Genomic DNA, 11328 nt, shown 5'->3' on the forward strand with positions numbered 1-11328 from the left:
AGATAAGTTAAGTAAAAAGGGAAATAAGTAAAGTGGCGACAACTTTAGGCTGCTTCAGCAGCAAACCGAACCTACCGGCTTTAGCCGGTAGTGGTTCAGTTGCCTTTCTAAACTATAATCTGGTTCATTTCAGGCATAGTATACACGATTTTCGATGTCAGATAAAGAGTATTGGAAAAATATACCTTCGTAAATATGCATAATTTTTTCTGTAATATCCCTACATGTTCATTCATGCGTTTATTCTGGCCTTATCCCTTCCTTGGGAATGACCCGTGTCAGATGATAAAAAAACAGCATAATCAGGCTTCCTTTTTTACAGTCATAATTTATTGCGTTTGTGCAAAAGATGCCTTCTCCTTCGAAAACATACAATATTTCAATTCCGTCATAATGCAGTAATGCAGACGGAGAGTAGTAACGGATCTCATTGACAGCAGGAGGGGATGGAATCAGGTTTTGGCTGAAATAATCACGGCTCAGTCCCAACCCGATCGGTGGTCTTGTTTTTTATGATTCATAGATACGCTCCTTATATTTTTTTCGGTATGCAGTCGGCGTTAAATGTTTTTTTGCTCTAAACAGCCGGATAAAAGTGTGTACTGACTGGAATCCGCAGCAGGCAGAGATGTCCACTAAAGTCATTGGCGAGACGAGAAGCATTGCCTGTGCGTAGCGTAACCGGAAGATTGCCACCATCTCGTGGAAAGATATCTGAAATTTTTTCTGCAATATGGAGGCCGCGTTCTGCTCTGTGATATATAGCTCATTGCATAATTTTTTCAGAGTAATCTCATCATTAAAATGGCAGGTAATATAGTAAAGAATTTCATATGCGTCATCCGAGACTAATACATCAGGGTTCTGGAATTTAACAGCGGCAATCTGCCTTCGGTATTCCTGCGGCAGGATATTCCAGACTGGGGTTGGGGAGTATGGCGCACAATTCTTTGGATGATTTAAGCAAATATACTGATATAGATAATGGAGTCTGGTATAAAGTACCGATTTCATAAACAGGCTATGCTCCTTTTCCGTAAGATCTTCTGCCATGATTGATTGAAAAATCTGAAAATAGTCTCCTGCATTTCCCTTTTGGGATAAATGACTGGAGGCAGATAAAATATATTTTTCGCTTCAGCTTCATCCTTGTTCTGGAAAAAACTCCAATAACTCATCAATGTATAATCTTCCGTAAGGAATATCATGTCTAAAGGCAGGTTGTCATCCGGATAGATCTGAAAGACGTGATAAGAATGCAGCTGGCACAGGCAGCCCGGTTTTAAAGAAAAGGATACGGCAGCATTCTACAAAGCCAGGATTGAGGGCGGCGCATCCATGATTATGTGCAATACGATGGTGACGGGAGCATTTGAGGATACATCTGCTTCTATGTTGCTTACAGCAGAAAACATTGATACCTTTCATAAAATCTGTGAGATTGCCCATTCAAATGACTGCAAGGTATGTCCGCAGTTAATGCCGGGCTGCGGAAGGGTAGGCGGCCCGGCTCCGCAATACGGCGTGCCGGTCAGCGCGTCAGCCTGTGACTGGATGCATGCGCCGGGGGTGCCCTGCCATGACCTTCCTGTGGAATATGGCTTCCGGGGAATTGAGGAAGGGATTGAGATCGGAAGACGGCTGGAAGCTGCCGGCGTAGACGTGCTGCATTTGGATGCCGGATGCTATGAGAAATGGCATTATGCGATGCCGCCGGTATATTTTCAGGAAATGACTCCGCAGATCGCGATTGCAAAGGCGGTACGGGAAGCGGTATCTATCCCGGTGATCACTCACGGAAGGCTGGGAGATGTAGAAAAGGCAGAAGCGGCACTCCGACAGGGAAGCTGTGATTTCGTGGCAATCGCCCGCGGAGTTCTGGCAGATCCGGAGCTGCCCAATAAGGTGATGTGTGGGAACACGGAAGATATCCGACCCTGCATTTCCTGTAATGACGGCTGTATCGGACAGGTATTTGCGGGTCAGCCTGCAGGCTGTGCGATTAATCCAATCTGCGGTCATGAAAGAACCCGGACGATATCACAGGCACAGAAGAAAAAGAAAGTGCTGGTCATTGGAGCAGGACCGGGCGGTTGTGCGGCGGCTTTGATGGCAGCTCAGGGCAGCAGGTGGAAAGACAACCGTACAGGACGCAAAGCAATACGAAGAAATCTGCCCAGTTATTTCAATCGGAGACAGTAATCAGGCGCGCAATATCATGGCGGCGGTATCAGAGGCTTATGAAGCGGTCATGAAAATCTCCTAAAACCGAATAAAGATACTAAGAGAATCAGGACTGCAGGAAACAGACGGCAACAGACAATGCGTGTTTACAACAGAATTTACAATAGATGAGTTTTTCGCTGATCCAAAAAACTCATCAATGGGGAACAAATAAATCACCTGCTATTATGAGAAGGATAGGCCGCACTGTAAAAGAGAGCCTGTCCTTTTTGTTTATTACTCAGATCCTACCAGCATAATAAACTTCCTGTAAACAATCATTAGCAAATAAATATTATATGTTTTTACCCTGATATGTCGGTATCTTCGACTTTGTGTTACTGCAGCCTTGGTCATGTGATGAATTTTACAGAGTCATTTCTTGACAGGGAACTTGAGGACAGAGTGGTACGATCTGTGCTGAACGGAGATTTGACCTGGGAATTTTATGACAGATATATACGATCCTTATTTCGCTAATGGAGTGGCAGCTCCTTTTTTCGAGTATGCGCTTACATCTAAATGGATGGATAAAGAATATCTCCATTTGAACAGGCTCGTCTTTTTTAATTGGATGAAAGAAATGCGGCAAAAGCAAAATAAAAGAGATGTAAAAAAGGTTAAAATAGATATAGCCATGCGGACAGGATTCCGTTACAATTGACAACATGCAGTCCGGCGGCGCAGGCCGGATACTCAGAGCGTTCTCGGAAACTCAGCCGCAAAGGCGGGGGAGTTTCCAGAAGTGCTCACAGATGTCAGGAGGGAAGAACAGATGCCGCATGAGATTATCAGATGCCAGTTTTCTACAAAGAAGGAACAGGGGATGCACCTGCATCAGGATATTGAGATCCTATACGTGTTGGACGGTTGGCTGGAGATCGAGTACGAGGAGGAGACCTATACTCTGGGCACCGATCAGTTCATGCTGATCAATTCCAATGTGCGCCATGGGTATCATGCCGTGCTGAAAGGCGGGGGCGGACCGGATGGGAATGGAACGGGCGGGAGCGGCGGCGATATCCTGCTGGGCAGCCTGTTTATCGACAATAAGCTGCTGACGGAGATGTTCGGTGGAGAGCAGCAGTTTTTCTGGTGCAATTCGGTACAGGAACGGTCGGAGAGCTACGAAAAAATGCGCTACTTTATCCGGCAGGTCTTCAACTATAATCAGACCACGGAGGGACAGGGGATCGCCCTGAAAAACAGCATTTACTACCAGCTGATCTATCTGATCACCACGGATTTTATCGTGAAAAGGGGGATGCGCAAATACGAATCCCTGCGGGGGATCCGGGATGAACGGATGAATGAGATCCTAAGCTTCCTTATGATGAATTACCGGGAGCCGATTACCTTGAAGGAGCTGGCGGACCGCCTGTTTTTGTCCCATACCTATCTGTCCAAATATATCAAAAATAACTTCGGAATGAGTTTTTTAAAGCTTTTGAATAATATCCGGCTGGATCATGCGGTCAGCGACCTGCTGCATACGGATAAGACCATACTGAAGATCGCCATGGACAACGGATTTCCGAATCAGGCCGGCTTGAACCACGCGTTTCGGGAATGCTACCATACCACGCCGGCGGAATACCGGGAGCAGATGGCGGAAAAGCTGGACCGGGGAGAGCAGGAGGACAGCAGCCAGGTGCAGGAAAAGGTGGAGCAGTATCTGACCTCCAACCTGGTCAGAACCTCGGAAGCAGCCGACTCCATTGTGCAGGAGATGGAGATCGACACCTCACGGAAGGAAGAGGTGAAAAGAAACTGGTGCCGGATCATCAATATCGGCCCGGCTTCCGACCTGCTCAGGTTTGACGTGAGGGAACAGCTCCGTTATATCAAGGAAAGGCTTCACTTTGAATATGTGCGCTTTTGGAACCTCCTCACCGACGACGTGATGATCGAGCTGAAAGAAAAAAATTCCCGGTATAATTTTAAGCTGATCGACCAGATCTTTGATTTTTTGATGGAGATCGGTGTGAAGCCCCATATCGAGCTGGGATTTAAAGGACGGGAGCTGTTTGTGGAAAAGGTGGGGCTGAATATGCTCAGCCAGGATCTGAAAAATCAGATCAGCCTGCTGGAAAAAAATAAAGTCCTCCTGGAGGAACTGATCCGGCATCTGACAAAACGGTATGGGATCAGTAAGGTGGAAGAATGGTATTTTGAGCTGGAACAGAACGCGGTGGTCCAGAAAAAGGTGCCCATCGAGCATTATTTTGAAGCCTTTGATCTGATCGCGGGCATTTTCCGCAACTACGCCCCCGGCGTGAAGCTGGGAGGGGCAGGGTTCAGCATGAATTATATCGGGGAGGAATTTCCCGAGATCATTGCAAAGTGGGCGAAAAGGGAGCAGCGCCCGGATTTTATTTCCATTTATTCCTATCCTTATCTGGTCAAAGAGCATCTGCTGGACACGGGAAGAAATCCCTTTTCCCCGGATGAGGACTACCTGTATCACCAGATCCGGGCGGCGAAGCAGGTACTGGAAGAGGCGGATTTCCATATTCCGGAATTTTTGGTGACGGAGTGGAGCTCTACGCTTTCCAACCGAAACTGCCTCAATGATGGCTGCTATAAGAGCGCCTATGTTATGAAGAACCTGATCCAGAACTACGATGAGGCGGATGCGGTGGCATACTGGATCGCCACCGACATATTCGCCGAAAGGATCGACTCGGAAGATCTCTTGTTCGGAGGCTGCGGGCTGATCAGCAGGGACGGGATCCGCAAGCCGGCTTTTTTTGCCTTTGATCATCTGAACCATCTGGAAAAATATTTCATGGGAAAAAGCAGGAATGCCATTGTCTCCGGCGACGGAAAGGGCCTTTTCTATATATGCTGCCACAATTACAAGCATTTTAATTTCCGGTATTATTCTCAGGATGAAAACCAGATTGAGGTCGAGCAGCAGTCCCGCCTGTTTGCGGACCGTGAAGCCATCCAGATGAATTTTAAGCTGCATCCGGTCAATAACGGGATATATCAGGTGAAGATATTTTCCGTGAGTCAGGAACATGGAAATGTACAGGATGAGTGGCGGAAGCTGGCCTATTTTAATTCCCTTTCCGTGATCGAGATCCAATATCTGCAGACCGCCTGCCAGCCCGCGCTGACGATCCATAAGGCAGAAGCCTACGACCATACGCTGGTGGTGGAGACCCGGCTGAGCGCACAGGAGATCCAGGGGATCGTGATCGCGGAGATATAAGTTCCCGGGAGGTCCGGGATCGTGACCGGAGAGTTCCTTAGCAGCGGTATGATCAAAACTGCCCTTAATCCGTTACTGTTCACGGTGCCTTGCGCCCAGCTGCAAGGCATCCGGCCAGGACAATAATCAGATATCATTTTTTAACCTTTGCTCGTTGAAAAAGGGAAATACAGCGGCAAAGGTTATTTTTTTAACTATAAATCATTAAAAATAGACAGGTTTTATTCCTTTGAATTCCTTAAAATAAAATTATGCATTCCCGCTCAGAACAGCAGGCCGCAGATCCGCCTGCTGTTCTGAGCGGGAACAGGGATTCAAAAAGAGAGGAGCAGGTGAGAGATGAAATTAACAGAGCAGCAGAAAAACCGGGTAGAGGAGTTATTATCCCGGATGACACTGGAGGAGAAGATCGGGCAGATGAACCTGGAATCCCCGTCCATTGTGGGCGGCTTCGATGTGCCCTTTGAGGAACTGATCGAAATGATGACAGACGGAAGGATTTCCCAGGAGGAATTCCAGAAGATCATGTCCACGGCGACCCGGGATTTCCACGAGGAGGACATCCGTGCCGGACTGGTGGGCGCTATGATGGGGGATGACCCGGTGAAGGCCAACGAGCTGCAGAAAATCGCGGTGGAGGAGAGCCGCCTGGGAATCCCGCTGATCATGGGTTTCGACGTGATCCACGGGCTTCGTACCGTGTATCCCATCGCCATCGCGGAGGCAGGGGCATTTGACGAGGACTTGTTTGAGCGGACTGCCCGGATCGCGGCCAGGGAATCCAGGGCCCACGGGATCGGGTGGAATTTCGCCCCCATGATCGACGTGGCAAGGGACTGCCGCTGGGGACGGGTTTCGGAAGGCCCGGGAGAGGATCCGTTCCTGGCATCCAGCTTCGCGAAGGCAAAGATCCGAGGCCTGCAGAATGACCGGACTTCTCCGGAAAACTACGTGGCGGCCTGCTTAAAGCACTATGTGGCATACAGCGCCTGCGAATCCGGGAGGGATTATAACACCACCAGCATGTCCATTTCTCAATTGCACAATGTGTATCTTCCTCCTTTTAAAGCGGCGGTGGAGGAGGGCGCGGCAAGCGCCATGGCGTCCTTCAACGATCTGAACGGCGTGCCCTGTACAGTGAATCCCTATACCCTCCGGGAACTCTTAAAGGGAGCATACGGGATGGACGGCTTTGTAGTCAGCGACGCCAACGGGATCAAGGAATGTGTGACCCACGGGATCGCGGAGGACGACAGGGACGCGGGGATCCAGTCGGCCAATGCGGGGCTGGACATGGACATGGGTACCCACATTTACAAGGATCATCTGAAAGAAGCAGTGGAAAGCGGCGCGGTTTCCATGGAGGTATTGGATGACGCGGCGCGCAGGATCCTTTCCGTGAAAATGTGGCTGGGCCTGTTTGAGAATCCCTACGTATCGGAGGAAGCCATTGCCAGATACGCGGGCAAGATCCCGGCGGAGCATGTGGAGACGGCCCTGGAAGCGGCGAAGAAGTCCATCGTCCTTTTGAAAAATGAGGGAAATGTGCTTCCGCTCTCGAAAAAGCAGAAGATCAGCCTGGTGGGTACGCTGGCCGCAAAGGAAGAGGAAGTGATGGGCGCCTGGGCCATGAGCTGGAAGAACGAGGACTGTGTGTCCATCCTGGACGGACTGAAAAACTGCGGCGCGGATGTGACATATTATCCCTGCGGCGGGCCGGAGGACGAAGTGGATCCGGACGAGATCAAAAAAGCCTGCGAGGAGGGCGATGTAGTGGTCGCAGTCGCGGGCGAGCTGGTGAGCATGTCCGGGGAGGCTTCCTCCAAGGCGAATGTGGAGCTTCCCGGAAAGCAGCAAAAAATGCTCTCCCTCCTGCTGGAACAGACTGCGGCGGCAGGAAAGCAGCTTGTTACGGTGCTGATGAATGGCCGGCCGCTGGCTCTGGGCTGGGAGGCGGAGCATCTTCCGGTGCTGGTGGAGGCATGGCATCTGGGCGTACAGATGGGAAACGCTGTGGCAGCGGTGCTCACCGGCGAGGAGAACCCCAGCGGGAAGCTGGCATCCTCTTTCCCCTCCGTAAACGGCCAGTGCCCCATTTACTACAACCATCCCAATACCGGAAGGCCGGGCAGCAAGAGCAAGTTTACCTCCCGCTATCTGGACGCGCCTTTTGACGCTCTGTTCCCCTTCGGCTATGGGCTGAGCTATACGACATTTGCATATTCGGACCTGAACGTGGAGGAAGGGGAGGAAAAGCTCCGCGTCTCTGTCCGTGTGAAAAATACGGGGGACAGGAAGGGCACGGAGGTTGTCCAGCTGTATATGCAGGATGTGGCCGCCAGCCTGGTACGCCCGGTGAAGGAATTGAGAGGATTCCGGCGAGTGGAATTGGAAGCGGGAGAAACGCGGACGGTGGAACTGGAATTGAAGAAGCAGGATATGGGATTCTACAATAACCAGGGCGAATATGTGCTGGAGGACGGACTATTCCGGATCTATGCGGGCGGAAATTCCCGGGACTGTCTGTGTGAGGAAGTAAGGGTGGCTTTTTGAGACAGAATGAAAAATTTTCAGGTCTGTCCTGGAATCTCTTTGGGCGGACTGTGCTTTTTATATCAGGAGGAATTAACGATGAAGAAAAAATTGATCAATCCAATCATCCCGGGCTTTTACCCGGATCCGTCCATCTGCAGGGTGGGTGGTGACTATTATCTGGCGTGCTCCAGCTTTGAGCTCTGCCCCGGCGTGCCGATTTTTCACAGCCGGGATCTGGCCCACTGGGAGCAGATCTGCTATGCCATGACCCCGGAAAATGGATTCCATATGGAGCGGGACAGCGGTGTGGGCGGCGTCATGGCTCCTACGCTCCGCTATCATGACGGACTGTTTTATATTATCAATGCCAATTTCAGCGATAAAGGCAATTATATTGTAACAGCGGAAGATCCCGCGGGCCCCTGGTCAGAGCCCCACTGGCTGGACGATGTTCCGGGAATCGATGCTTCTCTCTTTTTTGACGATGACGGGCAGGCCTATATCATGGGAACTGGTGACGTGTGGGACAACGGAACCGGCGTGAAAGAGCGGGGGATCTGGCTGGCAAAATATGATGTGGAGCATTTCCATATGCTGGGAGAGCCGGTGACCATCTTCAACAGCGCCCTCCGGGTGGGAAGCTCCCCGGAGTCGCCCCATTTGTACCATATCGGGGAATATTATTATCTGATCATCGCGGAAGGAGGAACCGAGCATTATCATGCGGTCATGGCGGCAAGAAGCAAAGAGCTTTTTGGCTTTTATGAAGGCAATCCGGCCAACCCGGTGATGACCCACCGCCACTTTGGTTTCAAAAGTCCCATTATCAATGTGGGACATGCGGATCTGGTGGAGCTGCCCGACGGAAGCTGGTACGCGGTGATGCTGGCCTCCCGGCTGATTGAGGGAAAATGCAAGAACCTGGGAAGGGAGACCTTCATCTGCCCGGTGGTATGGGAGCGCGGCTGGCCCCTGTTCAGCCCGGAAACCGGAAAGGTGGAGTGGGAATACGATGCGCCGGAGTGCCTGCCCTGGGAAGAGGATGCCCATTCGGGAGGATTCGGCGTGGTTTATGAGGATTTTGACAAGGAAGAGCTGGACCTCTGCTGGTCATTCTGGGGAAGGCCTTACCATGATTTTTACAAGATCAAGGATTCTGCGCTGCACCTGAAATGCATCCGCCAGTCCCTCATAGAAGACCTGCGCCCCATGTCCCTTGAGGCGGAAAAATCGGAAGAATATGATACCGCATTTCTGGCATGCAGGCAGTGCGGCGTCAATACGACGGTCACCTGCGGTATGAAATTCCTGCCGCAAGGATTGGAGAGCGCCGGACTTGCGGTTGTTCAGGCCATGAACCACCAGTACCATCTGGAACGGGCGGTCAGCCAGGGCAGGCAGGTGCTCCGCCTGCTGCTGTATACAGCAGACTACAATGTGCCGCCGTACTTCCCCGGCTTTACCAGCGAGACCCATCGGGAGGTGATTGCGGAGGTGCCCTGGGAGACGGAAGAGATCGTGCTGCAGTTGGGGATCGAAGGCGAGAGATTTGCGGTCCGTTACGGGGAAACAAAAGAGGCGCTAAAAGAACTCTGTGTCGCGGACGGAACACGAATCAATCCGGAAAAGGTGGGCTGCATGACAGGAACCATGATCGGGATGTTTGCGTCCGGCAATGGAGAAGACTGCGAAAATCAGGCAGAGTTCGGATGGTTTGAGATGAAATAGGACCAGATTGGGAGCGGCCGTCAAGAGCTTTTCATCTGTGCGGCCGCGAATCGTAACGTATCTGTCCCATTGAAAGTACTTTTGTATTCGACGTTCACACATTTTCCAGATAATAAATGGCTTTGCGCATTTTGGCCTCGTTGACAAGCTGCTTAAAGTTTTTCCCGGTGCTTTTTTTGATGATCTTGGAAAGATACGGGACAGAGTAATGGTACAAAAAAATATCCAGAACATGTTAAAATAATTCGCTGTTAGTTCCGATTACAATTCGTCGTTCAACACATTTTATAAATAGTGTCTTGTATAATCGTAAAAATTATAGACTGGGAACCTGTCTTTAGATTCCCAGCCTACAATTTTGTCTATGCACTTCTATCAGCTTTCAGTTGTTTTACTTCTTCAAGAGAAAGTCCTGAAATATTAACGATTTCCTCCAACGCATATTTGCCGGCTGCCAGCATACGGCGTGCCGTAGCTTTCATGCCTTCACGGATGCCTTCCTGTAAGGATTCGTTTCTCATATCTTCCATGGCCTTACACATAATTTCAATTCCCTCCTTGCTCTCTTTGAAAAATCTCACCCTGTCCGCCAGTGTCCCATAGTACATATCCGCTGCGTCTGTGCAGGAGAAGTCATGCATTAACTTCCCGATTGGCGTATCTCCACGGTAAGCGCCATTTACATACAGTATGTGCGAACCGTCCTCAAATCTTTCCCCGGTTCCTAAAAAGCACCGCTCAATCGGATAGAGCGGCAGCCCTTTTCCCATTACGTCATTCTCTGTGATAAAGATTACCCACGTTTCCGGCAGCTTGTCGAAGTCCTCGCCTTTCTTCAAAAGGTTTGCGTCCATCATGCTGCTGTTGTACCTGGCTCTTTTTCTCCCGGCTCCTTTGTCGGAGCGCTGTACTTCCACATTCAGTTTTGCCGCTGTGCTGTCCGTAGCCAAGATATCCAGCCTCACCGAACGGTTCAGCAGGTTCTCCACAAATACCTGAGTACGGACGTCCAACACCTTTAAATCCGGTTTTTCCAGTACAATCTGCAATACCAGTTCTATGCTTGCCGTATCTCCCTCAAAACACTTTGTGAGGAAATCATCATCAAGCAAGCGAAAGCCTCTTAGCCTCTGTAAATCTTCCTGATGTTTCCGGTCTATCTGTTCCGTCACTGTCAATCTTCCCACCTGCTTTCCCCTCTGTTTTCGTATCTCCATACTACCATATACCTCCCAATTTTACAAGCACATGGCTATTTGTGTAGTGTATCCATTACTTTCTGGCCAAACAATTCACATATGATATATCGAAAATTTTTTAATTTTCCTGCAACTGGTTGATATTAACTGTCCAGTAGTATAAAATAATAATTTATCAACCAATAGATACTGTAGGAAAAAAAATATGGATAATTCAGCCGTTAACCAACCAACTCATGAGCGTATTTCTCAAATAGAGATGGAAAAACGTCTCAAGGAAGCTGGCAAACAAGAACAATTTTATTCTATTGCTTTATTTGATATATTAGGCCACTTATAAATATTTTTTGACGCAAAATGGCAAAATTTCTGCATAAGAAAAACACTTATGCCAATGCTGGTATAAGCACAAGGTTTCTAACGGTT

The 11328-nt window shown here is 49.6% G+C and carries 7 protein-coding genes; 5 read left to right on the plus strand and 2 right to left on the minus strand.

Features of this window, described 5'->3' with window-relative positions; all coding sequences use genetic code 11:
* Positions 1-510 precede the first annotated feature (510 nt).
* Positions 511-1053, minus strand: coding sequence for a helix-turn-helix transcriptional regulator (locus tag ACTOY7_RS20800; RefSeq protein ID WP_482672575.1), 543 nt, complete (start codon positions 1051-1053; stop codon positions 511-513).
* Between the two features lie 285 nt (positions 1054-1338).
* Between ACTOY7_RS20800 and ACTOY7_RS20805 the strand changes: the two genes are divergently transcribed.
* From ACTOY7_RS20805 to ACTOY7_RS20820, 4 genes are all read left to right on the plus strand, one after another.
* Positions 1339-2202 (plus strand): oxidoreductase, encoded by an 864-nt coding sequence (locus ACTOY7_RS20805; protein WP_482671807.1) that lies wholly within the window; start codon positions 1339-1341, stop codon positions 2200-2202.
* Between the two features lie 796 nt (positions 2203-2998).
* A complete protein-coding gene (locus ACTOY7_RS20810; RefSeq protein ID WP_482671806.1) occupies positions 2999-5440 on the plus strand; it encodes a GH39 family glycosyl hydrolase in 2442 nt (813 codons plus the stop codon).
* Between the two features lie 339 nt (positions 5441-5779).
* Positions 5780-7993, plus strand: coding sequence for a glycoside hydrolase family 3 N-terminal domain-containing protein (locus ACTOY7_RS20815; protein ID WP_482671805.1), 2214 nt, complete (start codon positions 5780-5782; stop codon positions 7991-7993).
* Between the two features lie 78 nt (positions 7994-8071).
* Positions 8072-9703, plus strand: coding sequence for a glycoside hydrolase family 43 protein (locus ACTOY7_RS20820; RefSeq protein ID WP_300886059.1), 1632 nt, complete (start codon positions 8072-8074; stop codon positions 9701-9703).
* A 362-nt stretch (positions 9704-10065) separates the two neighbouring features.
* Here the strand turns inward: ACTOY7_RS20820 and ACTOY7_RS20825 are convergent, their stop codons facing one another.
* Positions 10066-10920, minus strand: coding sequence for a PD-(D/E)XK nuclease family transposase (locus ACTOY7_RS20825; protein WP_482672778.1), 855 nt, complete (start codon positions 10918-10920; stop codon positions 10066-10068).
* Between the two features lie 187 nt (positions 10921-11107).
* On the opposite strand from ACTOY7_RS20825, the gene ACTOY7_RS20830 reads away from it, so the two are divergent.
* Positions 11108-11242 carry a hypothetical protein gene (locus tag ACTOY7_RS20830; RefSeq protein WP_482672779.1) on the plus strand — a complete coding sequence of 45 codons (135 nt, stop codon included), beginning with the start codon at positions 11108-11110 and terminating at the stop codon, positions 11240-11242.
* Positions 11243-11328: the final 86 nt, after the last annotated feature.

Source organism: Schaedlerella sp., from assembly GCF_056796775.1.

Coding starts and splice junctions, on each gene's coding strand:
- ACTOY7_RS20805 (WP_482671807.1), top strand. CDS start 1,339: ATGATTATGTGCAATACGATGGTGACGGGAGCATTTGAGGATACATCT.
- ACTOY7_RS20825 (WP_482672778.1), bottom strand. CDS start 10,920: ATGGAGATACGAAAACAGAGGGGAAAGCAGGTGGGAAGATTGACAGTG.
- ACTOY7_RS20815 (WP_482671805.1), top strand. CDS start 5,780: ATGAAATTAACAGAGCAGCAGAAAAACCGGGTAGAGGAGTTATTATCC.
- ACTOY7_RS20810 (WP_482671806.1), top strand. CDS start 2,999: ATGCCGCATGAGATTATCAGATGCCAGTTTTCTACAAAGAAGGAACAG.
- ACTOY7_RS20830 (WP_482672779.1), top strand. CDS start 11,108: ATGGATAATTCAGCCGTTAACCAACCAACTCATGAGCGTATTTCTCAA.
- ACTOY7_RS20820 (WP_300886059.1), top strand. CDS start 8,072: ATGAAGAAAAAATTGATCAATCCAATCATCCCGGGCTTTTACCCGGAT.
- ACTOY7_RS20800 (WP_482672575.1), bottom strand. CDS start 1,053: ATGGCAGAAGATCTTACGGAAAAGGAGCATAGCCTGTTTATGAAATCG.